This window comes from Neisseria sp. HMSC070A01 (assembly GCF_001810165.1).
Taxonomy (GTDB): Bacteria; Pseudomonadota; Gammaproteobacteria; order Burkholderiales; family Neisseriaceae; genus Neisseria.
Genome location: NZ_KV800120.1, coordinates 339674 through 363395, shown reverse-complemented (window position 1 = coordinate 363395; position 23722 = coordinate 339674). Strand labels below are relative to the sequence as shown.

The following is a 23722-nucleotide window of genomic DNA, read 5'->3' as shown; positions in this document are numbered from 1 at the left end:
CATTCAATACCGGCAACAATGGTCTCCAAAGGATAGTCTTTAGTTTCTGAGAAAGGCGTTACAGAACGAGATTTTGGTAATTGTGCCATTGTTACGGTTGTTTTGGGTATGCCGTTTTTTAAAATGGGAAACCAAAGAAAAGGGATGGACTCACCTTTCTTTTTATTCCATTGAGCAGAATATTTGCTAAAAGCAGTAATGGCATCGCTTAGTCCCCCTTGGTAAAAGCATCTTTGGCTTTCCCCAATCATTTCTTCTACGGGCTTTTTACAATGTAAGTTTCCAGCCAAAGAAAAAGAGGGGAGGATGAATAGAACTGTAAAAATAAGTTTTCGCATAATTAATACCCCGTATTTAGAGTCAGAAGACTGATGGAAAAGATAGAAAAGGCTTTTTTCATTTTTTATCTCTCAATGGTTGAATGAAATATAAGTCTTTAAAAGTGATTAAAAAGAAATCTCATATCGAGATTTCTTTACGTAGTTATGTGTAACATTTGCAAACATTGTAACATAGTAAATTCAATGCTACAGTTATTTGATATGTTTAATCAATTTAGATAATCGGTCATTATAACCGATTATCGGTATATTTCCCGAGGAAATTCATTTCGATTGAAAAGAGTAGAGTTGTTTATATCTATTAGCAATAAAATTCGTTCTTTGTGTGGATGGAAACAATGGTCTCAAGATAGAAGCTTAGTTTCCAAATAAATTCAGGAAAAGGCCGAGTTGATGTAGTTGCTTGAAACGATAAAGGCCGTCTGAAAGATTTTCAGACGGCCTTTATTTTGTTTGATGTTAAATATCGGTTAGAAAACAAGGCTGTTGGGGCGTAAAGCCTTGTCGTGAGGGCGGTTTAACGGTACTATTCTCGGTTAATCCTGTTTTATTCCTATGAAATTGAAAGTATAAGATGATTAATGATATTCAAAAGACAGCTGAAGGCAAAATGCAGCGTTCTCTGGAAGTATTGAAAGAAAACTTGGCTAAGGTGCGTACCGGCCGTGCGCATACCGGCCTGCTTGACCAAGTGGAAGTGGAATACTGGGGCAGCATGGTGCCTGTGAGCCAAGTGGCAAACGTAACGCTTTTGGATGCGCGTACGATCGGTGTGAAACCTTTTGAAAGCAATATGGCTTCAAAAGTCGAGAAAGCGATCCGTGATTCTAACTTGGGCCTGAACCCTGCTTCTGTCGGCGATTTGATCCGTGTCCCTATGCCTATGCTGACTGAGGAACGCCGTAAAGATTTGATCAAAGTGGTACGCGGTGAGGCGGAAGAGGGCCGTGTGTCTATCCGCAATGTGCGCCGTGATGCAAACGACCACATCAAGAAATTGTTGAAAGACAAAGAAATTTCTGAAGATGAAGCCCGCCGCGGCGAGGAAGCGGTTCAGAAGTTGACCGACAAATACATTGCTGAGGCAGACAAGCTCTTGGCTGCCAAAGAAGAAGATTTGATGGCGATTTAATCCTGTGTGCAAACCGTTCAGACGGCTTTTGGACGGTTTGCTCCCTGAAAGGCAGACATGAAAAGCAGTACGCAGACGATTTTGGAACACTCTGCCATCCCCCGACATATTGCTGTGATTATGGACGGCAACGGACGTTGGGCAAAGAAGCGTTTTCTTCCCCGTGTGATGGGGCATAAGCGTGGCTTGGATGCGCTGGAGAACATGGTGAAGCATTGTGCTGAGCTGGGTGTGCGGTATTTGACCGTGTTTGCTTTTTCGACTGAAAACTGGCGACGCCCCGAGGAGGAGGTTTCTTTTCTGATGGGGCTGTTTTTGCAGGCTTTGCAAAAGCAGGTGCGCCGTTTGCACGATAACAATATGCGCTTGAAAGTCATCGGCAGCCGTGAGCGGTTTAATGCTGAAATCCTGAAGGGGATTGAGGCGGCCGAGGCGTTGACGGCAAACAATACCGGTTTGACTTTGAGCATTGCCGCCGATTATGGCGGCCGCTGGGATATTTTGCAGGCGGCAAATCAGTTGATTGCCGAGGGTGTGACTGAGATTACGGAAGAGGCGTTGTCGCGCTATTTGATGTTGGGCGATGCACCCGAGCCGGATTTGTTTATCCGCACCGGCGGTGAGACGCGCATCAGTAATTTCCTGCTGTGGCAGATGGCGTATGCGGAATTGTATTTTACGGATACGCTGTGGCCTGATTTTAATGAGAAATCGCTGAACGAGGCGATTGTTTCGTTCCAAAAACGGGAACGCCGCTTCGGGCGGACTTCCGAACAGCTGCCGCTTGAGCAGCAACGGGGTTGAGAATTATGTTGAAACAACGGATTTTAACGGCGCTGTGGCTCTTGCCGCTGATGCTGGGTATGCTGTTTTATGCACCTATGTGGCTGTGGGCGGCGTTTTGCGGCCTGATTGCTATGTTGGTTTTGTGGGAATATGCCCGCATGAGCGGCTTGGACAAGCTGAAAATCAATCATTATTTGGCGTCAACGCTGGTGTTTGGTGTGATTGCCTATGCCGGCGGTTGGCAGTTGCCCAATTTGGTTTGGTGTGTCGTATTGGCATTTTGGCTGATTGTCATGCCTTGGTGGCTGAAAGCGAAATGGAAGCTAAACGGCGGCTGGCAGGCTTACACGGTCGGTTGGTTGTTGGTGATGCCGTTTTGGTTCGCACTGGTTTACCTGCGCCCTCAGCCTGAAGACGCGCTGTCTTTATTGGCGATTATGGGCTTGGTGTGGGTGGCCGATATTGGCGCGTATTTCTGCGGTAAGTCGTTTGGCAAGCGCAAAATTGCGCCGACCATCAGCCCGGGTAAAAGCTGGGAAGGTGCGATCGGCGGTGCATTATGCGTTGCCGTGTACATGACCATCGTATGGAAAGCCGGTTGGCTGGCTTTTGAAGCCGGTTGGTTCAAAACGATTTTGATCGGCTTGATTCTGACCGTAGTCAGCGTGTGCGGCGATTTGCTGGAAAGCTGGCTCAAACGTGCGGCCGGTATCAAAGACAGCAGCAATCTGCTGCCGGGGCACGGCGGCGTGTTCGACCGTGTGGACAGCCTGATTGCCGTTATCAGCATTTATGCCGCCTTTGTATATTTGTTTTAAACCGCCTGTCTCACATGGCTGGAGGAGCTGATTATGTCCGAACAAAAACAGATTTCATCTTTATCGATTTTGGGCGTATTGTTGGCACTGGGATTGATGGCTGCGGCGTTTATTTTGGGCGTGCAGTTTAAGAATCTGCGCCAACCGGGGACGATTACCGTAAAAGGTTTGGCGGAGAAAAACTTCCAATCCGACAGCGCGACGTGGAATACGGGTGTGAACGCGCACGGCGAGAGCTATCAGGAAGTTTTGGATTTGCTGACGGCAAGACGCAAAAAGCTGTCTAAGTTTTTGGGCGAGCAAGGCTTTACGGCTGCTGAAATGAAAGTGGGCCTGCCTGAAGTGTCGCGCGTTTTCAATGAAACCCGCGACGAACTGGGCAACGTAACCCGCACGCCCAACGGCTACGACGGCGACCTCAATATTGTGGTCAACACCAAAAAACTGGACAAAATCCAAGCCGCCCAGCGCGCCATTTTGAATTTCCGTGCGCAAAACGAATTCATCCGCTTCGACAATCCGCAATATTTGCTGGGCAATTTGGAAACCATCAAACGCGATTTGATTACGCAGGCGACTGAGGATGCGCAGAAACGCGCGGCCGAATTTGCCAAAACCGGCGGCGGCAAAGTGGGCGCCATGCGTTCTGCTTCGCAAGGCTCGTTCAACATCTATGCCGACACCGGCAGTAGCGAGGACGACGAGTACGGCGGTTCTTACGATAAAAGCACTGTCGGCAAACAAGTCCGACTGGTTGTTACCATCGAATACGGCATTGAGTAATTCTTTCAGACGGCCTGTTTAGCCGGTAGGCAAAAGGCCGTCTGAAAATTGGAAACGGCAAAGAAATCTATTTCAAACACAATGAATACCGTTTGCACAGCACACAAAGAACACACCATGACACAACAAGTTCTGACCATATTAGGCAGTACCGGCAGCATAGGCGAAAGCACTTTGGACGTTGTTTCCCGCCATCCCGAAAAATTCCGCGTGTTCGCGCTGGCAGGGCATAGGCAGGTGGACAAGCTGGCGGCGCAATGCAAACAGTTCCGCCCGGAATATGCCGTTGTCGGCGATGCCGGCCATGCGGCCGAGCTGGAAAAGAAACTCAAACAAGAAGGTATCGATACGCAGGTTTTATATGGTGCTCAAGCCCTGATTGATGTCGCCTCTGCCAATGAAGTCAGCGGCGTGATGTGTGCCATTGTCGGCGCGGCCGGTTTGCCCTCGGCTTTGGCCGCCGCTCAAAAGGGCAAAACCATTTATCTGGCCAACAAAGAAACGCTGGTGGTTTCCGGCGCATTGTTCATGGAAACCGCCCGTCAAAACGGTGCCACCGTCTTGCCGATTGACAGCGAACACAACGCCATCTTCCAAGTATTGCCAAGGGATTACGCAGGCCGTCTGAATGAGCACGGTATCAATTCGATTATCCTGACTGCATCGGGCGGCCCGTTCCTTAACACCGATTTAAGTACATTTGACAGCATCACGCCCGAGCAGGCGGTCAAGCATCCGAATTGGAGCATGGGGCGCAAAATTTCCGTCGATTCCGCGTCAATGATGAATAAGGGCTTGGAATTGATTGAGGCGCATTGGCTGTTTAACTGTCCGCCGGAAAAACTGGAAGTCGTCATCCATCCGCAATCCGTGATACACAGCATGGTGCGTTATCGCGATGGTTCGGTATTGGCGCAGTTGGGCAATCCCGATATGCGTACGCCGATTGCTTATTGCTTGGGCCTGCCCGAACGCATCGATTCCGGCGTGGGCGAGCTGGATTTCGGCGCATTGTCCGCGTTGACCTTTCAAAAGCCTGACTTTGACCGTTTCCCATGTTTGAAACTTGCCTATCAGGCCATGAATGCAGGCGGCGCCGCGCCTTGCGTGTTGAACGCCGCAAACGAAGTGGCCGTAGCCGCTTTTTTAGATAAACGTATCAAGTTTACCGATATTGCCCAAGTTGTGGCCCACTGCCTTGCCCAAGATTTTTCAGACGGCCATCATGATATTGAAAGCCTGCTGGCGCAAGACGCGCAAACACGCAGACAGGCAGAAGTCTTTATCGGCAAACAATAAAGCTTCAATGACAGGCCGTCTGAAACGCCAACCGCTTGGCATTTAGGCAGACAAAATGGAACAACTGCCTTTATAATCGGTTTTCAGACGGCCTTATCCGTTGATTATCACATTCCACCCAGGGGATTTTTTTGCAAACCTTTTTAGCCTTTATCGTCGCCATTCTGATTTTGGTCAGCCTGCATGAGTTCGGACACTATATTGTTGCCCGCTGGTGCGGCGTTAAAGTCGTGCGCTTTTCCGTCGGCTTCGGTAAGCCCTTTTTCACCCGAAAACGCGGCGATACCGAGTGGTGTCTCGCCCCGATTCCGCTGGGCGGTTACGTTAAAATGGTCGATACGCGCGAAGGCGAGGTGGCAGAAGCAGATTTGCCCTACGCCTTTGACAAACAGCATCCAGCCAAGCGCATCGCCATTGTCGCCGCCGGTCCTTTGACCAATTTGATTTTGGCCGTTTTGCTTTACGGTTTGAGCTTTTCCTTCGGCGTAACCGAGTTGCGCCCCTATGTCGGCATGGTCGAGCCTGCCAGTATTGCCGCCAAAGCAGGTTTTCAGGCAGGCGATAAGATTGTATCGGTCAACGGAATCGCCGTAAAAGACTGGAGCGATGCGCAAACCGAGATGGTGTTGAACCTTGAAGCCGGTCCTGTAAAAGTCGCCGTTCAGACGGCCTCAAATACCCAAGCCGTCCGCATAATTGATGCCGCCGGCACGCCTGAAGCAGGTAAAGTTGCGAAAAACCAAGGCAACATCGGCCTTTTGCCTTTTAGAATTACTAACCGCATCGGCAAAGTCTTGGCTGATAGTCCGGCCGAAAAAGCAGGCTTGAAGGAAAACGACAAGCTGCTGACCGCCGATGGGAAGCCCATCGAAAGCTGGCAGGCATGGACGGAACTCTTCCGCGCCAGCCCCGGCCAACGAATCGAACTGACTTACGAGCGCGACGGCAAAGTGCTGGCAACCGCTATCCGGCCGGACAGCGTCGAGCAGTCGGCAGGCGTGCTGGTGGGTAGGGCCGGGCTTGCCGCCCAAGCGGATAAAGAGTGGGATAAAACCATCCGCTACCGTTATACGCCTTCCGTTGCCCAAGCCTTTGAATTGGGTTGGAACAAAACCGTCAACTATTCGTGGACGACCCTCAAATTTTTCGGAAAACTGGTTACGGGCAATGCCTCTTTGAACCATATTTCCGGCCCCCTGACCATTGCCGATGTCGCCGGACAGTCCGCCAAACTCGGATTGCAGAGCTACCTCGAATTTCTGGCCTTGGTCAGCATCAGCTTAGGCGTGTTGAACCTTTTGCCCGTACCCGTTTTAGACGGCGGACATCTGGTTTTCTATACCGCCGAATGGATACGCGGAAAGCCTTTGAGCGAGCGCATACAGGCAGTCGGCCTGCGCTTCGGACTGGCAGCCATGCTTTTGATGATGGCTGTGGCTTTCTTTAATGACATCAACCGTTTGTTTGGATAATTTATGAAACTGAACCAGATTGCTTCCGCTTTAATGGTATTGAGCCTGTCTCCCTTGGCATTGGCTGACTTTACCATTCAGGACATCCGCGTCGAAGGCCTGCAACGCACCGAGCCGAGTACCGTCTTCAACTACCTGCCCGTTAAAGTCGGTGATAATTTCAATGATGCGCGCAGTGAAGAAATCATCAAAAAACTCTACGCAACCGGTTTCTTTGACGACGTACGCGTCGAGACCATGGACAATCAAGTCCTGCTGACCGTAATTGAGCGTCCGACCATCAGCTCGCTCAATATTACCGGCGCGAAAATGCTGCAAAACGATGCCATCAAGAAAAACCTTGAAGCCTTCGGTTTGGCGCAATCCCAATACTTCAACCAAGCAACGCTGAACCAAGCCGTTGCCGGTTTGAAAGAAGAGTATTTGAGCCGAGGCAAACAGTCGGTCAAAATCACGCCGACCGTCACCAAACTCGCCCGCAACCGTGTGTCTATCGATATTGCCATCGAAGAGGGCAAATCTACCAAGATTACCGATATTTCCTTTGAAGGCAACGAAGTTTATTCCGACCGCCGCCTGCTGAAACAAATGTCCCTGAGCGAAGGCGGCATGTGGACTTGGGTGACCAAGAGCAACCAGTTCAATGAGCAAAAATTTGCTCAGGACATGGAAAAAATCACCAATTACTACCAAAACAACGGCTACTTCAACTTCCGTATTTTGGATACCGACATCCAAACCAACGAAGACAAAACCAAGCAGACCATTAAAGTAACCGTCAGCGAAGGCGACCGCTTCCGCTGGGGCAATGTACGCATCGAAGGCGATACGCTGGAAGTGCCGAAAGAAGATTTGGAAAAACTGCTGACCATGAAGCCGGGCAAATGGTACGAGCGCGCGCAAATGTCCAATTCGCTCGAAGCCATCCAAAACCGCATGGGTCAGGCGGGTTACGCATTCAGCGAAATCAATGTCCAACCGATTCCCAATGCCGAAACGCATACCGTTGATTTTGTGCTGACCGTCCAACCGGGCCGCAAAATCTATGTAAACGAAATCAACATTACCGGCAACAACAAAACCCGCGACGAAGTCATCCGCCGCGAGTTGCGCCAAATGGAATCGGCGCCTTACGATTCTGCCAAACTGCAACGTTCCAAAGAGCGCGTTGAGTTGTTGGGCTACTTCGACAACGTTCAATTTGATGCCGTTCCTGTGGCCAATACCCCCGACCAAGTTGACCTGAACATGAGCCTGACCGAACGTTCGACCGGCTCGCTCGACTTGAGCGCAGGTTGGGTTCAGGATACCGGTTTGGTAATGTCTGCCGGCGTGGCTCAAGACAACCTGTTCGGTACGGGTAAATCCGTTGCCCTGCGTGCTTCCCGCAGTAAAACCACAGTAAACGGTTCGTTGTCGTTTACCGACCCATACTTCACACCGGACGGCGTAAGCTTGGGTTACGATATTTACGGCAAGACTTACGACCCGCGTAAAGCTTCTTCCAGCGCGAAACAATATAAAACCACGACTTTCGGCGGCGGTTTGCGTATCGGTATTCCGGTTACCGAATATGACCGTGTGAACTTCGGCCTGGCCGCGGAACGTCTGACCGTGAATACCTACAAAGGCGCACCTAAACGCTATGCCGACTTTATCAACCAATACGGTAAAGGCAACGGCAACGGCGTGGGTAACTTCAAAGGCTGGTTGTACAAAGGCACCATCGGCTGGGGCCGCAACAAAACCGACAATGCCTTGTGGCCGACCCGCGGTTACCTGACCGGCGTAAACGGCGAAATCGCACTGCCGGGCAGCGACCTGCAATACTATACCCTGACCCATAACCAAACTTGGTTCTTCCCGTTGAGCAAAGATTTCACATTGATGCTGGGTGGCGAAGTCGGTTATGGCAACGGCTACGGTAAAACCAAAACCATGCCGTTCTTTGAAAACTTCTACGGCGGCGGCTTAGGTTCTGTCCGCGGCTTTGAAAGCGGTACGCTGGGCCCGAAAGTCTATGACGAATACGGCGAGAAAATCAGCTACGGCGGTAACAAAAAAGCCAACGTTTCCGCAGAGTTGCTCTTCCCGATGCCGGGCATTAAAGACTCGCGTACCGTCCGTCTGAGCTTGTTTGCCGATGCGGGCAGCGTGTGGGACGACAAAACCTACGACAACAGCAGCAGCAATACTTATTACACCAATGGCGCGCTCCAAAACGTGTACGGCGTAGGCAAAACGCACAAATCGACATTCAAAAACGAATTGCGTTACTCTGCCGGTGCTGCCGTGACCTGGCTCTCTCCGCTGGGTCCGATGAAGTTCAGTTATGCTTATCCGATTAAGAAAAAAGAAGGCGACGAAATCCAACGCTTCCAATTCCAACTCGGTACGACATTCTGATGATGTTTAGGCCGTCTGAAACCGGGTTTGTCCGTTTCAGACGGCCTCATGGCAGATTGGCGGCAGGCTTATTGCCAACCGCCCGTCTGTTTTCAAGCAAGGATTTTTATCATGAGTAAAATAGCCGACACCCTCCGTGTCCTCGCTGTAGCCCTGCCGGGTTTCGTGCTGTTGCCGCAAGCGGCGGCGGATGGCGTGCAGAAAATCGGTTTTATCAATACCGAGCGCGTTTATCAGGAATCCAAGCAGGCGCAAAGCATTCAGACGACTTTGGAAAAAGAGTTCAAAAGCCGTCAAACCGCCTTGCAAAAGCTGCAGCAGGAAGGCGAGGTTTTGGAGCGAAAACTGAGTAGCGACAAGCTCAGCGACAGCCAAAGGGAAGCGGAAACCCAAAAATGGCGCAATCTGGTACAAAAATTCCGCAAGCAGCAGGCCGAGTTGGCAGAAGACTACAACCTGCGCCGCAATGAAGAATTCGCTGCGCTCCAGCAAAATGCCAACCGCGTCATCGTCGATTTGGCCAAACGCGAAGGTTACGACTTCATCTTGCAGGACGTGATTTACGTCAACGGCCGCTACGACATTACCGACAGCGTTATCAAAGCCCTAAATGCACACTGACCCTGCTCGGCAGCGAATGTGACCATACAGACAAACCTAAGGCCGTCTGAAACCCAAACCGGCATCTTTCAGACGGCCTGACATCTTGACGGCAGATTATCATGACTTCACAAGCATACACCCTGTCCCAAATCGTTTCCCAACTCGGCGGCGAATGGAAAGGCGAAGACATCGCCATTACCGCCGTCCGTCCGTTGGATCAGGCGCAGGCGGAACACATCAGCTTTTTGGCCAACCCGAAATACAAAGCCGAAGTACACGACAGCCGGGCAGGCGCAGTGATTGTGTCGCCGAAAGCCGCAGACGAATTTGCAGGCCGCAACCTGATTGTGGCTGCCGACCCTTATCTTTATTTTGCCAAAGTGGCACGATTGTTCTCGCCGATTGTCAAAGCACAGGGCGGCGTACATCCGACTGCTGTTGTCGAGGCCAGCGCCAAAGTGCCGGCAAGCTGCGAAATCGGCGCAAATGCCTATATCGGCGCGAATGCCGTATTGGGCGAAGGCTGCCGTATTTTGGCCAATGCCGTTGTCCAACACGATTGCACGTTGGGCGATGAAGTCGTGCTGCATCCCAACGCCGTCATCTATTACGGCTGCACTTTGAGCAACCGTGTCGAAATCCACAGCGGCGCCGTCATCGGCGCAGACGGTTTCGGCTTGGCCTTTGCCGGCGATTCATGGTTTAAAATTCCGCAAACCGGCGCAGTCACGCTGGGCGATGATGTGGAAATCGGTTCGAACACCAATATCGACCGCGGCGCGATGAGCGACACGACCGTCGGCAACGGCACCAAAATCGACAACCAAGTCCAAATCGGCCACAACTGCAAAATCGGTTCGCACACTGTTATCGCCGCCAAAACCGGTATTTCCGGCAGCGTCACCATCGGTAATTATTGCATTATCGGCGGCGGCGTCGGCACGGTCGGACACATCGAAATCGCCGATAAAACCACCATCGGCGGCGGTACATCCGTTACCCACAGCATTACCGAAAGCGGCCAGCATCTGGCCGGTATTTTCCCGATGTCGGGCTACAAAGACTGGGCGCGCAATGCCGTTTATATCCACCGCTTGAGCGAAATGAACAAACGCCTCAAAACGCTGGAAAAACAGCTTGACGATAGCAACGAAGCTTAAAGGCGGCGCAAACAGTCCGCGCCCCGCATCCGAATACGTTTAAACCCAATACAAACAAGGAAAGACGAACATCATGGACGTACAACTCCCGATCGAAGCCAAAGACATTCAAAAACTTATCCCACACCGTTATCCGTTTTTGCAACTCGACCGCATTACCGCGTTCGAACCGATGAAAACCCTGACTGCGATTAAAAACGTGACCATGAACGAGCCGCAGTTCCAAGGCCACTTTCCCGACCTGCCCGTGATGCCCGGCGTGCTGATTATCGAAGCCATGGCGCAAGCGTGCGGTACACTCGCCATCCTCAGCGAAGGCGGCCGCAAAGAAAACGAATTCTTCTTCTTCGCCGGTATCGACGACGCCCGTTTCAAACGCCAAGTCATCCCCGGCGACCAACTGGTTTTTGAAGTCGAGCTGTTGACCAACAAACGCGGTATCGGCAAATTCAACGCCGTTGCCAAAGTCGACGGCCAAGTTGCCGTTGAAGCCGTGATTATGTGCGCCAAACGCGTGGTGTAAGAATGGGACAGGCCGTCTGAAAGCTTCAGACGGCATCTTGCAGGCAATACCTGTATCAGACAGCAAGGAAACAGCATGACCCTTATCCATCCGACCGCCGTCATCGACCCAAAAGCCGAACTCGACTCCAGTGTCAAAGTCGGCCCGTACAGCATCATCGGCCCTAATGTGCAAATCGGTGCGAATACCGAAATTGGTCCGCATGCCGTCATCAACGGCCATACGACCATCGGTGAAAACAACCGCATTTTCCAATTTGCCAGCCTCGGCGAAATTCCGCAGGACAAAAAATACCGCGACGAGCCGACCAAGCTGATTATCGGCAACGGCAACACCATCCGCGAATTTACGACGTTCAACCTCGGTACGGTTACCGGCATCGGCGAAACCCGTATCGGCGACGACAACTGGATTATGGCCTACTGCCACCTCGCCCATGACTGCGTGGTCGGCAACCATACCATCTTCGCCAACAACGCCTCACTCGCAGGCCACGTTACCATCGGCGACTACGTCGTCTTGGGCGGCTACACGCTGGTGTTCCAATTCTGCCAAATCGGCGATTACGCCATGACCGCGTTTGCCGCCGGCGTACACAAAGACGTACCGCCGTACTTCATGGCCGCAGGCTACCGCGCCGAACCGGCCGGCCTCAACAGCGAAGGTATGCGCCGCAACGGTTTCACTGCCGAACAGATTGCCTCCGTCAAAGATGCGTATAAAACCATTTACCATCGCGGCATTCCGTTTGAAGAAGCCAAGGCGGACATTCTGAAACGCGCCGAAACCCAAAGCGAATTGGCGGTATTTAAAGACTTTTTTGCACAATCCACACGCGGCATTATCCGTTGATGGATGGATTGAAGGCCGTCTGAAACCTTTTCAGACGGCCTTTGGATTGCAAAAATCCGCGCAGTAGGGCAGGTTTCCTGTCTGTTTGCCGCCGATGCCGTCTGAAAACGGGCGGGCAAATGTCTGCCCAAAATCTTTTAGCTTTTAAACCTCAACACATGAATTCCAATCCTTCCCCCCTTATTGCCATCAGCGTCGGCGAAGCTTCCGGCGACTTGCTCGGCGCACACTTAATCCGTGCCATTAAGGCGCGTTGCCCGAACGCGCGGTTTACCGGCATCGGCGGCGAGCGCATGAAGGCGGAGGGTTTCGAGAGTTTGTACGATCAGGAAAAGCTGGCGGTGCGCGGTTTTGTTGAGGTCATCAAACGCCTGCCGCAGATTTTGAAAATCCGCAAAGGGCTGGTAAACGATTTGCTCCGCCTCAAGCCGGATGTGTTTATCGGCATCGATGCGCCGGACTTTAATCTCGGCGTGGCGGAAAAACTCAAGCAGGCAGGCATTCATACCATTCATTACGTCAGCCCGTCGGTTTGGGCGTGGCGGCGCGAACGGGTCAATAAAATCGTACATCAGGTCAACCGCGTGTTGTGCCTGTTTCCGATGGAGCCTCAGCTTTATATCGATGCCGGCGGCAAGGCTGAGTTTGTCGGCCATCCGATGGCGCAAACCATGCCCGTGGAAGCGGATAGGGCGGCGGCACGGCAGAAGCTGGGTGTACCTGCGGACGTACCCGTATTTGCCATCTTGCCCGGCAGCCGCGTGAGTGAAATCGATTACATGGCGGCGGTGTTTTTTCAGACGGCCTTGTTGCTGCTGAAACGTTATCCGCAGGCACGGTTTTTACTGCCTGTGGCGACGGCCGCAACGCGCAAACGCATTAGCGAAATTTTGGCGCAGCCTGAATTTGCCGCCCTTCCCATCACGCTGACCGACAAGCAGTCGGATACGGTTTGCACCGCTGCCGACGTGGTATTGGTCACCAGCGGTACGGCGACTTTGGAAGTGGCCTTGTGCAAGCGGCCTATGGTCATCAGCTACAAGATTTCACCGCTGACTTATGCGTATGTGAAAAACAAAATCAAAGTGCCGCATGTCGGTCTGCCCAATATTCTGTTGGGTAAAGCCGCCGTTCCCGAGCTGCTGCAATACGATGCCGTCCCTGAAAAACTGGCGCAGGCCGTTGCAGACTGGTATGACCGCCCTGAAGCCGTGGCCGCGTTGGAACAGGATTTCCACGCCTTGCATCTGCTGTTGAAAAAAGATACGGCGGCATTGGCGGCGGCGGCAGTATTGGAAGAAGCAGGATTTTCAGACGGCCTGAAAGACAAGTAAGGAAAATACATGAATTTATTGGGAGCCTTGGCCAAGGTTGGCAGCCTGACGATGGTGTCGCGCATTTTGGGCTTTGTGCGCGATACGATTATTGCCCGTGCGTTTGGTGCAGGCATGGCGACGGATGCGTTTTTTGTCGCGTTTAAACTGCCCAACCTGCTGCGGCGTGTGTTTGCAGAGGGCGCATTTGCCCAAGCCTTTGTACCGATTTTGGCAGAATACAAAGAAACCCGCTCGCCCGAAGCCACGCAGGCGTTTGTGCGTCATGTAGCCGGTATGTTGTCGTTTGTGTTGGTCATCGTTACCGCGCTGGGCATACTTGCTGCGCCGTGGGTGATTTATGTTTCCGCGCCCGGTTTTGCCAAAGATGCTGATAAGTTTCAGCTTTCCATCGACCTGCTGCGGGTAACGTTTCCTTATATTTTATTGATTTCACTATCCTCTTTTGTCGGTTCGATACTCAATTCCTATCATAAATTCGGTATCCCTGCTTTTACGCCGACATTTTTAAACATCTCCTTTATCGTCTTTTCCCTGTTTTTCATACCGTATTTCGATCCGCCTGTTATGGCGTTGGCGTGGGCGGTGTTTGTCGGCGGCGTGTTGCAGCTGGTGTTCCAACTGCCTTGGTTGGCGAAACTGGGCTTCTTGAAAATGCCCAAACTCAGCTTTAAAGATGCGGCGGTCAACCGCGTAATGAAACAGATGGGGCCGGCTATTTTGGGCGTGAGCGTGGCGCAGATTTCCTTGGTTATCAACACCATTTTTGCCTCGTTTTTGCAGTCTGGCAGCGTGTCGTGGATGTATTACGCCGATCGACTGATGGAATTACCGACCGGCGTTTTGGGCGTGGCACTCGGTACAATTTTGTTGCCTACCTTGTCCAAACACGCAGCCAGTCAGGATACCGAGCAGTTTTCCGGTCTGCTCGACTGGGGTTTGCGCCTGTGCATGCTGCTGACCCTGCCTGCCGCCGTCGGCCTTGCCGTGTTGTCTTTCCCGTTGGTTACGACCTTGTTCATGTACCGTGAATTTACGCTGCACGATGCGCAAATGACCCAATATGCGCTGATTGCCTATTCCTTCGGCTTGATCGGTCTGATTATGATTAAAGTGTTGGCGCCCGGCTTCTACGCGCGTCAAAACATCAAAACTCCTGTTAAAGTCGCTATTTTCACACTGATTTGCACGCAGTTGATGAACCTCGCCTTCATTTCGCCGCTCAAACACGTCGGCCTGTCCCTTGCTATCGGTTTGGGCGCGTGTCTGAATGCAGGTTTGTTGTTTTTCCTTTTGCGCAAACATGGCATCTACCGCCCCGGCAAAGGTTGGGCTGCGTTTTTGGTCAAAATGGCCATCTCTTTGGTCGTCATGGGCGGCGGTTTGTGGCTGGCGCAATATTATCTGCCGTTTGAATGGGTGCACGTCGGCGGCTTTAAAAAAGCAGGCCAACTCTGCATTCTGATTGCCTTGGGTGGAGGCCTCTACTTCGTTTCCCTCGCCGCGCTCGGCTTCCGTCCGCACCATTTCCGCAGGGTAGAAAAATAAGCAGCCAGAGGGCGTATTGCTTTGGCTTCAAGACTATTCGCTAAAAAAAAGGCCGTCTGAAACATTTTCAGACGGCCTTTTCTTGCTTTACGTTTTAACTGTAAAGCTTCGCCCCTTTTTTGACGAACTCAATCGCTTTTTCTTCCATGCCCTGCCGTTGGGCTTTTTGCTTGTCGGCGTAGTCGCGCACTTCCTGCGTGATTTTCATCGAGCAGAATTTAGGGCCGCACATCGAGCAGAAGTGGGCGATTTTTGCTCCTTCGGCAGGCAGGGTTTCGTCGTGGAAGCTCTCGGCGCGTTCGGGGTCGAGGCTTAAGCGGAATTGGTCGCGCCAGCGGAACTCGAAACGCGCCTTACTCAGGGCGTTATCGCGTAATTGTGCACCCGGCCAGCCTTTGGCGAGGTCGGCGGCGTGGGCGGCGAGTTTGTAGGTGATGATGCCGGTACGCACGTCTTCTTTATCGGGCAGGCCGAGATGCTCTTTCGGGGTAACGTAGCAGAGCATGGCTGTGCCGTACCAGCCGATATTGGTCGCGCCTATGCCCGAGGTGATGTGGTCGTAGCCGGGGGCAATGTCGGTAACGAGCGGGCCGAGGGTGTAGAAAGGTGCTTCAAAGCAGTGTTGCAGCTCTTCGGTCATGTTTTCTTTGACGCGTTGCAACGGCACATGGCCCGGGCCTTCGATCATGACTTGGACGTCGTGTTCCCACGCTTTGGCGGTCAATTCGCCCAAGGTGTGCAATTCGGCAAATTGGGATTCGTCGTTGGCATCGGCAATGCAGCCGGGGCGCAGGCCGTCGCCGAGGCTGAACGACACGTCGTAGGCTTTCATGATTTCGCAGATTTCGTCGAAATGCGTGTAGAGGAAGTTTTCCCGATGGTGGGCAAGGCACCATTTCGCCATGATGGAGCCGCCGCGTGATACGATGCCGGTGAGGCGGTTGGCCGTCATCGGCACATAGCGCAGCAATACGCCTGCGTGCAGGGTGAAATAGTCCACGCCTTGTTCTGCCTGCTCGATTAAGGTGTCGCGCACCAAATCCCAAGTCAAATCTTCGGCGATGCCGCCGGTTTTTTCCAAAGCCTGATAAATAGGCACGGTGCCGATGGGGACGGGCGCGTTGCGGATAATCCATTCGCGCGTTTCGTGGATGTGCGCGCCGGTGGACAAATCCATAATCGTATCCGCGCCCCAACGCAGCGACCACACCATTTTTTCGACTTCTTCAGTCAGACTGGAAGTGACGGCGGAGTTGCCCAAATTGCCGTTGATTTTGACGCGGAAGTTGCGGCCGATAATCATCGGTTCGAGTTCGGGGTGGTTGATGTTGGCGGGGATAATCGCGCGTCCGGCGGCGATTTCTCGGCGCACGAATTCGGGCGTGATTTGGTCGGGATGAGTCGGGATGTTCGCGCCGAAACTTTGCCCTGCGTGTTGTTTCAAGAGTTTGGAGTATTCAGGCCGTCTGAAAAGCTCGTCTAGCTTCATGCGTTCGCGTATGGCGGCAAACTCCATTTCCGGCGTGATGATGCCTTGGCGGGCGTAGTGAAGCTGGGTTACGTTGCGGCCTGCTTTGGCGCGGCGCGGACGGGTGATTTGGTTGAAACGCAGATGGGCGGTTTTCGGATCGTGCGCGCGTTCGGTGCCGTATTCGCTGGAGAGCTTGGGCAGGATTTCGGTGTCGCTGCGTTCGTCCAGCCATGCAGTGCGGACGTGCGGCAACCCTTGTTTCAAGTCGATGTGTGCCGCCGGATCGCCGTATGCGCCGCTGGTGTCGTACACCGGAATCGGCGGATTGGCTTCCGTACCTTGCGCCGTGTAGGTGTCGTCCTGACGGATTTCGCGCAAAGGCACGCGGATATCGGCGCGGCTGCCCGGGATATAGACGCGGTCAGAGTTGGGATATTGGAAGCGGATGCCGATGTCTTCGCTCAAGTCGGAAAGACGGCGCGCCTCATCGCCGGTTTTTTTAGCGGTAGTCATAAAAATTGCTCCTGTTTCTCGGTTATGAAATGGAAACAGGAGCATTGCTTTTTTTCAGACGGCCTTGCGGATATCTTCAATCCGTCTAAAATCACATTTGCCGAAACTCCCCACGCAGGTATTATCCTGTTCGGGTGTAAAGGGTATTTCTCAGCCGCTCGGTTTGAAAGCAGCACCCCTGTTTCTTTATTAACGAAAATTAAACCACGCGGCCGGTTTTTTGTAAAGCAACGTTTGGATATTTTCTGTCAAAAACGCTTGACAGCAATTTCGCCTTTCTGTATAGTTACAACTTCTGACGCGGGATGGAGCAGCATGGTAGCTCGTCGGGCTCATAACCCGAAGGTCGTAGGTTCGAATCCTGCTCCCGCAACCAAATATAAAAATCCCCTGCAATCGCAGGGGGTTTTGCTTTATGCGGCATTTATTGCGGATGAATTGATGGAAAGGCCGTCTGAACCATTGGGTTTCAGACGGCCTTTTGCTGTCTTGCGGCGGGGTTTGGGTAAAAATACGACAGGCCTTTTTTCAGACGGCCTCTTCCGATTTGGGCTTGTTGTCGTTGCGCAGGTGTTCTTTCAGGCGTTGCAATTCTTTTTTGTCCAACCATTTATTGCGCGAACGTTGCAATAGAATGACCAATGCGGCGATTTCGTTACGCATATTGGTGCTGAGCCAGAGGAAGCCTTGCCAGTCGTAATGCAGGCGGGCGGCCGGTTTGCTTAGTTCGGTATTGAGCGAAGTATCGATGCGGATGCGGCGGGCGTAGTGGCCTTTGATGAGGCGGACGGTCAGGCGCAGCTCGCGTTGGAGTTGGTTGAAGTGGCGGTCGAGCAGGCGGATTTCGCTTTCGTTGAGCGTGGGCGCGCGCAGTTTGGCGGCGGTGGTCAGGAGCAGCTCGGTGGTGTTGACGATTTTGCGGTGGGCATGCTGCATGGCTTCCATCATATTGTTGCTGATGTGGCTTTCGCCGGATGTGGCGGCCAGATGGCTGCGGCTTTTGACCATGCGGGCGTTGATTTGGCGCATTTTAATCATGTTTTGTTCCAAACGCTCGCGCGTCATGCGCTTGCCGTTGCTGATTTCGGCAATCATTTTGGCGCAGTCGGTGAGGTTGTCGGCAAGCATGAAGCGCCACATGAGTGTGGAGCGCAGGGGCAGGAGTTTGGCGGCGGCAATGGCGATGGCGGCACCAATCAAAACGTTCATGGCGCGCATCAGGCCGCTGTCGAGCCAGTGGTGGCTGCTGTCGCCGATGAGCATGCACATGGTCAAACCGGCAAGCATGGCGACATAGCCGTTTTTGCCGACCGCAGACCAACCGGCCACTGCGCTGGCGGCACCGATAATCAGATAGAAGAAAACGCCGTCTTGCAAATAATGCTGGTTCAACCATAAAACGGCCAAACCGACGCCCAAACCGATGGCCGTGCCGAGCATGCGTTCGACTGCTTTGGAGTAAATCGCGCCTTGGAATTGCAGCATGCCGAGGACGACAAAGACGGTCATGCCGATCCACTCGCCGTGTTGCAGATGGAAGACTTTGGCCAAGAGGGTGGAAAACACGATTGCCAAGCCGAGGCGGAAGGCGTGGATATGGCGGCGATAGCGGTAGCGTTCGTAGGCGTTGAGCCAGCGTTCGGAAAAATGGAGGCGTTCGGATTGGGCAGGCATGTTGTAAGACGTATCGGTATGTGGGGATGTAAATTATAACTGATTGGTAAAGCAGATGAAATTTGAACTGATCCCCAACGGCTTGTCCTATTGCGGATTTTATCTGCCGCAAGCGGATATGGCGGTTTTGAATCAGACAGGCGGTGAAGAAATGGCGACGGTTTTAAGTGCAGGCGTGGATGAAGCGGGACGCGGCCCTTTGGTCGGCAGCGTATTTGCGGCGGCAGTGATTTTGCCGGAACATTTTGATTTGCCGGGTTTGACCGACTCAAAAAAACTGAGCGAAAAAAAGCGCGATATGTTGGCGCAGATGATTAAGGAGCAGGCGGTTGCGTGGAGCATTGCTTTTGCCGACCCCGACGAAATCCTGCAACTGAACATCCTGCACGCAACCATGGCCGCGATGAAGCGCGCCATCGAGGGGCTGTCGGTCGTACCCGACAAAGTGTGGATAGACGGCAACCGCGTGCCGAAAGATTTGAATGTCCCTGCCGAAGCCGTGGTCAAAGGCGACAGCAAAATCATCGAGATTTCCGCCGCTTCGGTTTTGGCCAAAACCGCGCGTGATGCGGAAATGTATGAATTGGCGAAACGCTATCCGCAATACGGGTTTGACCGCCACAAAGGTTATGGCACGGCGCAACATTTGGCCGCGTTGAAACAATACGGCGTCTTGCCGGAACACCGCCGCGATTTCGCACCGGTCAAAACCTTATTGGCACAAGGCAATCTGTTTGAAGAATGAAAAGCATATCAAAAGGCCGTCTGAAAGATTTCAGACGGCCTTATTTTTGGAAAAGTATTATTTCAACGCAGCCAAACACTCTTTAATCAATTCAGGGCCGCGATAAATCAAACCACTGTACACCTGAACCGCACTGGCACCCAAGCGGATTTTTTCTGCCGCGTCCGCGCCATTCATGATGCCACCGACGCCGATAATCGGCAGTTTGCCATCAATGCGTTCCGCTAAAAGTTTCAACACCTGATTGCTTTTCTCGCGCACGGGCAAACCGCTCAAGCCGCCTTGTTCGCCTGCGAGCGGATGGCTGCCCAAGCTGGATTTGTCGATGGTCGTGTTGGTGGCGATGATGCCGTCCATCTCTACGGATTTGACCACATGGGCGATGTCGCCGATTTGCGCTTCGTCCAAATCCGGCGCGATTTTAACCGCCAGCGGCACATATTTGCCATGCGCGGCCGCCAGTTGCGCCTGTTTGTTTTTCAAGGCTTCCAACAATGCGCTCAACTCGTCGCCGCCTTGCAAGGCGCGCAGGTTTTTCGTATTGGGGGAGGAAATATTGACCGTGATGTAGCTCGCGTGGGCGTAGGCTTTTTCCAGGCAAATCAGATAATCGTCGGCCGCGTTTTCAATTGGCGTAACGGCATTTTTACCGATGTTGATGCCCAAAATGCCTTTAAAGCGGCTGTTTTCAATGTTGCGGATCATCGCATCGATGCCGTGGTTGTTGAAACCCATGCGGTTGATGATGCCTTGGTGTTCGGGAACGCGGAAAAGGCGCGGCTGCGGATTGCCCGGCTGCGGCTTGGGCGTTACCGTACCGATTTCGACAAAGCCGAAACCCAAAGCGGCAAACGCATCGATGCACTCACCGTTTTTATCCAAACCTGCCGCCAAGCCGACCGGATTGGGCAGCTGCAAACCCATCAGCTCGGTTGGCCGGGTGTGGCTGTCCACTTTGGGCAGCAGGCCGAGTTTTTCGGCGGTACGCAAACTGTTGAGCGTGAAATGATGGGCCTTTTCAGCATCGAAACGGAACAGGATGGGGCGGACGAGTGAATACATGACGGCGGCTTTCTGAACGGTTGATGAATTTGGCGTTATTTTACCTGAAACCGTCAAACTGCCCCAAACGTCTGTATCGATATGATTTTATGGTTTGGCGGCAAATGAAAATAAATAGGGCTTTTGCGTGTATTCGGATAGTTCATTACAATGGCAATAAGACGGTTGTTTTTCAGACGGCCTTTGTGTGGCACAAGGCCGTCTGAAAAGTTTCCGGTTCGATTGTTTACCTGATACAGGAATATTTCTATGAAACAGGCGGTTGATCCTTATGCGAGTTTCCGTGAGCTGACGTTGCGGGGGATAATTCTCGGCGCGTTGATTACGGTGATTTTTACGGCATCCAATGTGTATTTGGGCTTGAAGGTGGGCCTGACTTTTGCGTCTTCGATTCCGGCTGCGGTGATTTCGATGGCGGTTTTGAAGTTTTTTAAAGGCAGCAATATTTTGGAAAATAATATGGTGCAGACTCAGGCTTCGGCCGCGGGTACGCTGCCGGTATTGGCCGTGGGCATGGGCATTTACCTGCCGCCGTCTGTGAATATGCCGATTGTAATCGGCGCGGTATTGGCGGCGGTGTTGAAATCCGTCATCGCCCGCCGTCAGGAAAACCGTGAAGGCCGTCTGAAAAATGCGGAACGTATCGGTACGCTGTTCTCCGCCGGTTTGATTGTCGGCGAGAGCCTGATCGGTGTGATTATGGCGTTTATCATTGCCTTCTCCGTTACCAACGGCGGTTCGGATGCACCTTTGGCCCTGAACCTGGAAAACTGGGATACGGCCGCCAAATGGCTGGGCTTGGCGTTTTTTGTCTTCGGTATGTTCGTGTTTGCACGTCGCGTGTTGAAAGCAGGACGTTAAGTTTGTAGGTTGAGAAAAGGCCGTCTGAAACTCAAAACATTGGGGTTTCAGACGGCCTTTTCAGTGGAAATTTGTTTGGAATGATTTTAGGAAGTTTGGGTATAATTGTTGCGGGGCTGGTAGCAAAAAAGCCCCATTGCAGTGGGGCTTTGTGCTGAAACCGCCCTAGAAAGGATGGTTTCAATCATGAAACATACCACTCGCACGGGTCGTTCATGACTGAGACTGCGGACAGTCGTTAGGATTATCTTAACCCTGTTCCTGCTCTTAGTCAATTAAACGGCTGAAAACAAAAAACTGTTTTTCAGTTTCCGCCTGTTTGTCATGAACAGGCGGTTTTTTATTGTTTAACGCTGATTCAAACAATCTGCAATCGCTTTGGCAATTTTGGCACTGGCACCTTGATGTTGCGAAATGAATTGCTCGGTGTGGTTGATCAGCTGTTGGCGCAGCGTTTCGTCGTCGAGGTATTGGCGCGTGGTTCTGTACCAGGCTTCGGTGGTTTCGACGCGGACGGCGGCTTTGGCTTCGACTGCGCCTTTGCAGGCTTGGGCGAAGTTGTAGTTGGAGTAGCCGAAGAGGGTGGGGACGCGGCAGGAGATGGGTTCGATGATGTTTTGGCAGCCGGCATCGACGAGGCTGCCGCCGACGAAGGCAATGTCTGCGCTGAGATAGTAGGCGGCAAGTTCGCCCATGCTGTCGCCTATCCAAACCTGTGTATTGGGGGAAACGGGTTGTCCGTCGCTGCGTTTTTGCACGGTATAACCAAGCGATTTGGCGGTATCGTAGGCCGTCTGAAAGTTTTCAGGGTGGCGCGGGACGATGACCAGCAAGGCTTTGCCGCGATAGCCCTGCCATGCTTTGAGGAGCAGCTCGGCTTCGTCTGTGCCTTTGTACACGCGCGTGCTGGCGCAGACGACGACGGCTCGTGCGCCGATGCGTTCTTTAAAGGCGGCGGCAAGCGGACGCAGGTCGTCGGGGGGCGCGATGTCGTATTTGGTGTTGCCGCAGACGTGGACGTTGGACGCGCCGATCAGGTGCAGGCGTTCGGCATCGGCGGCGGTTTGGGCAAAGCAGCCGGAGAGGGTCTGCATGGCAGGCTCGACCAGTTTGCGGATTTTGAGGTAGCCGCGTTGGGATTTTTCGGAGAGGCGCGCGTTGGCCAGAAAGAGGGGAATGCCTGCTTCTTTGCAGCCGTGCATCAGGTTGGGCCAGATTTCGGTTTCCATCAAAATGCCGCAGATGGGGCGGTGTTCGGCTAAAAATCGGGCGACCCATTCGGATTTGTCGTAGGGCAGGTAACGGCATTGCGCATCGGGGAACAGGGATTGCGCGGTGGCGCGGCCGGTCGGCGTCATTTGGGTAATCAGAAACGGCGAGTCGGGAAAATGGCGGCGCAATGCCTGCACCAAAGGTTCGGCCGCACGCGTTTCGCCGACGGATACGGCGTGTATCCAAATCGGGCGTTGCACGGGATTGGGATACGTCTGCCCGAAACGCTCGTCCCAATGCTCGAGATAGGCTGGGGATTTGAGGGCGCGGCGGCGCAGGTGGCGGCGGATCAGGAAGGGGGCGAGGTGCCACAGCGTGGCGTAAAGGCGGCGTATCATGCTTACGGGTCTTGTGTCGGAATAGGCCTATTTTATCGGAAACTGAAACGGAAGATATAGCTTTGATGCGTGTTTTACGCAAAGGAAACAGGCCGTCTGAAAGGTTTCAGACGGCCTTTAATGCAGGCATAAACGCGTTTATTTCACTTGCGCCATATATTTTTTCAGACGGCCTTTGCTTTGCATGGCGCGGTTTTCCATTTCATCGACAACGGCTTGCGCTTTGGCTTTGTTCACCGGCTTGCCGACCTGAATCACGCCGCTCATGTTCATCATGCGGTGCGGCGGGCAGGTATAGACGTATACGCCTTCCTTGTCGAGTTTGAGGGTGAAGTCTTTGCCGTCTTCGGAGAGGAAGTCGGCAACGCCCTCGGGCAGGGCTTTGCTTTGCACCCAGTGTCCGCTGTTGGCGGCTTTGAAGGTAACAGTGTCGCCGACTTTGGCGTTGACGTAGCCGGGTTCGAACACCATGCTGCCGTCTTTGCCGTTGTCGAGCATTTTAACTTCGTGGTTGGCGGCGTATGCGCCGAGGGAAGCGGTCAGCATGAGGAGGAAGAGGGATTTTTTCATGGGGGAGTCCTTTCTAAGGATAAAAATATGGGTCGGGCTGATGAGTCGGAGAGGCAAGCCTTGGGCTTACCGCCCTCTCCCTAACCCTCTCCCGCGGGAGAGGGGATAAGTTGCAGGGAGAGCGCAGACTGGATGCTCAATCCGACATTTCAGAAACGG

20 protein-coding genes, 1 tRNA gene, 2 pseudogenes and 1 riboswitch are annotated in these 23722 nt (G+C 52.8%); of the genes and pseudogenes, 17 read left to right on the top strand and 6 right to left on the bottom strand.

The features are described from left to right. The coding region (locus HMPREF2711_RS11120) for a hypothetical protein (protein WP_168162758.1) at positions 1 to 338 on the bottom strand (338 nt) is incomplete at its 3' end. A 577-nt stretch (positions 339 to 915) separates the two neighbouring features. On the opposite strand from HMPREF2711_RS11120, the gene frr reads away from it, so the two are divergent. The 13 genes from frr to murJ all read left to right on the top strand — a co-directional run bounded on the left by frr (position 916) and on the right by murJ (position 15057). Further along, on the top strand, positions 916 to 1473 hold the full coding sequence (gene frr / locus HMPREF2711_RS04840; protein WP_003747893.1) for a ribosome recycling factor: 558 nt from the start codon (positions 916 to 918) through the stop codon (positions 1471 to 1473). Positions 1474 to 1530: 57 nt separating this feature from the next. Continuing rightward, entirely contained in the window at positions 1531 to 2277 is a 747-nt protein-coding gene (locus tag HMPREF2711_RS04835) for an isoprenyl transferase (protein WP_003747895.1), read from the top strand. A gap of 5 nt (positions 2278 to 2282) precedes the next feature. Next, on the top strand, positions 2283 to 3077 hold the full coding sequence (locus tag HMPREF2711_RS04830) for a phosphatidate cytidylyltransferase (RefSeq protein ID WP_003747897.1): 795 nt from the start codon (positions 2283 to 2285) through the stop codon (positions 3075 to 3077). Positions 3078 to 3110: 33 nt separating this feature from the next. Then, positions 3111 to 3860: an SIMPL domain-containing protein gene (locus tag HMPREF2711_RS04825; protein WP_003747899.1), complete on the top strand. Its 750-nt coding sequence runs from the start codon at positions 3111 to 3113 to the stop codon at positions 3858 to 3860. Positions 3861 to 3977: 117 nt separating this feature from the next. Further along, the gene (ispC, locus tag HMPREF2711_RS04820; protein WP_003747901.1) at positions 3978 to 5159 is read left to right on the top strand and encodes a 1-deoxy-D-xylulose-5-phosphate reductoisomerase; all 1182 of its coding nucleotides are present in this window, start codon (positions 3978 to 3980) and stop codon (positions 5157 to 5159) included. Positions 5160 to 5290: 131 nt separating this feature from the next. Beyond that, positions 5291 to 6631, top strand: coding sequence for an RIP metalloprotease RseP (gene rseP / locus HMPREF2711_RS04815; protein ID WP_003747903.1), 1341 nt, complete (start codon positions 5291 to 5293; stop codon positions 6629 to 6631). A 3-nt stretch (positions 6632 to 6634) separates the two neighbouring features. After that, complete coding sequence (gene bamA, locus HMPREF2711_RS04810) at positions 6635 to 9037, top strand: outer membrane protein assembly factor BamA (protein ID WP_003747905.1); 2403 nt, start codon at positions 6635 to 6637, stop codon at positions 9035 to 9037. Positions 9038 to 9148: 111 nt separating this feature from the next. Further along, entirely contained in the window at positions 9149 to 9658 is a 510-nt protein-coding gene (locus HMPREF2711_RS04805; protein ID WP_003747907.1) for an OmpH/Skp family outer membrane protein, read from the top strand. A 101-nt stretch (positions 9659 to 9759) separates the two neighbouring features. Beyond that, entirely contained in the window at positions 9760 to 10800 is a 1041-nt protein-coding gene (gene lpxD / locus HMPREF2711_RS04800) for a UDP-3-O-(3-hydroxymyristoyl)glucosamine N-acyltransferase (RefSeq protein ID WP_003747910.1), read from the top strand. A gap of 73 nt (positions 10801 to 10873) precedes the next feature. Continuing rightward, positions 10874 to 11323, top strand: a complete 450-nt coding sequence (gene fabZ, locus HMPREF2711_RS04795) for a 3-hydroxyacyl-ACP dehydratase FabZ (protein ID WP_003681704.1) — start codon at positions 10874 to 10876, stop codon at positions 11321 to 11323. 75 nt (positions 11324 to 11398) lie between these two features. Then, complete coding sequence (gene lpxA, locus HMPREF2711_RS04790; RefSeq protein ID WP_003747912.1) at positions 11399 to 12175, top strand: acyl-ACP--UDP-N-acetylglucosamine O-acyltransferase; 777 nt, start codon at positions 11399 to 11401, stop codon at positions 12173 to 12175. A 158-nt stretch (positions 12176 to 12333) separates the two neighbouring features. Further along, positions 12334 to 13509 (top strand): lipid-A-disaccharide synthase, encoded by a 1176-nt coding sequence (gene lpxB / locus HMPREF2711_RS11035; protein ID WP_036493963.1) that lies wholly within the window; start codon positions 12334 to 12336, stop codon positions 13507 to 13509. A gap of 9 nt (positions 13510 to 13518) precedes the next feature. Continuing rightward, positions 13519 to 15057: a murein biosynthesis integral membrane protein MurJ gene (murJ, locus tag HMPREF2711_RS11030; RefSeq protein WP_003747916.1), complete on the top strand. Its 1539-nt coding sequence runs from the start codon at positions 13519 to 13521 to the stop codon at positions 15055 to 15057. A gap of 94 nt (positions 15058 to 15151) precedes the next feature. Here the strand turns inward: murJ and thiC are convergent, their stop codons facing one another. Continuing rightward, positions 15152 to 17041: a phosphomethylpyrimidine synthase ThiC gene (thiC, locus tag HMPREF2711_RS04775; RefSeq protein ID WP_003747918.1), complete on the bottom strand. Its 1890-nt coding sequence runs from the start codon at positions 17039 to 17041 to the stop codon at positions 15152 to 15154. Positions 17042 to 17131: 90 nt separating this feature from the next. Beyond that, positions 17132 to 17231: riboswitch (TPP riboswitch) on the bottom strand. A gap of 109 nt (positions 17232 to 17340) precedes the next feature. On the opposite strand from thiC, the gene HMPREF2711_RS04770 reads away from it, so the two are divergent. Continuing rightward, positions 17341 to 17417, top strand: a tRNA-Met gene (locus HMPREF2711_RS04770). A 152-nt stretch (positions 17418 to 17569) separates the two neighbouring features. Here HMPREF2711_RS04770 and HMPREF2711_RS04765 read toward each other — a convergent pair. After that, positions 17570 to 18715 (bottom strand): FUSC family protein, encoded by a 1146-nt coding sequence (locus HMPREF2711_RS04765; protein ID WP_003747920.1) that lies wholly within the window; start codon positions 18713 to 18715, stop codon positions 17570 to 17572. 151 nt (positions 18716 to 18866) lie between these two features. Between HMPREF2711_RS04765 and rnhB the strand changes: the two genes are divergently transcribed. After that, on the top strand, positions 18867 to 19460 hold the full coding sequence (gene rnhB, locus HMPREF2711_RS04760) for a ribonuclease HII (RefSeq protein ID WP_036493965.1): 594 nt from the start codon (positions 18867 to 18869) through the stop codon (positions 19458 to 19460). A gap of 57 nt (positions 19461 to 19517) precedes the next feature. Here rnhB and HMPREF2711_RS04755 read toward each other — a convergent pair whose 3' ends face one another. Continuing rightward, a complete protein-coding gene (locus HMPREF2711_RS04755; RefSeq protein WP_003747923.1) occupies positions 19518 to 20522 on the bottom strand; it encodes a quinone-dependent dihydroorotate dehydrogenase in 1005 nt (334 codons plus the stop codon). A 249-nt stretch (positions 20523 to 20771) separates the two neighbouring features. On the opposite strand from HMPREF2711_RS04755, the pseudogene HMPREF2711_RS11265 reads away from it, so the two are divergent. Both HMPREF2711_RS11265 and HMPREF2711_RS11260 read left to right on the top strand, forming a co-directional pair. Next, a pseudogene (locus HMPREF2711_RS11265) lies at positions 20772 to 21008 on the top strand (OPT/YSL family transporter); the annotation flags it as partial. A gap of 6 nt (positions 21009 to 21014) precedes the next feature. Next, positions 21015 to 21383 (top strand): annotated as a pseudogene (locus tag HMPREF2711_RS11260) (OPT/YSL family transporter); the annotation flags it as partial. A 347-nt stretch (positions 21384 to 21730) separates the two neighbouring features. On the opposite strand, the gene waaA reads toward HMPREF2711_RS11260, so the two are convergent. Together waaA and HMPREF2711_RS04740 are read right to left on the bottom strand one after the other, a co-directional pair. Beyond that, complete coding sequence (gene waaA / locus HMPREF2711_RS04745; protein WP_003747927.1) at positions 21731 to 22993, bottom strand: lipid IV(A) 3-deoxy-D-manno-octulosonic acid transferase; 1263 nt, start codon at positions 22991 to 22993, stop codon at positions 21731 to 21733. Positions 22994 to 23131: 138 nt separating this feature from the next. Next, on the bottom strand, positions 23132 to 23563 hold the full coding sequence (locus tag HMPREF2711_RS04740; RefSeq protein ID WP_003747929.1) for a plastocyanin/azurin family copper-binding protein: 432 nt from the start codon (positions 23561 to 23563) through the stop codon (positions 23132 to 23134). Positions 23564 to 23722 lie beyond the last annotated feature (159 nt).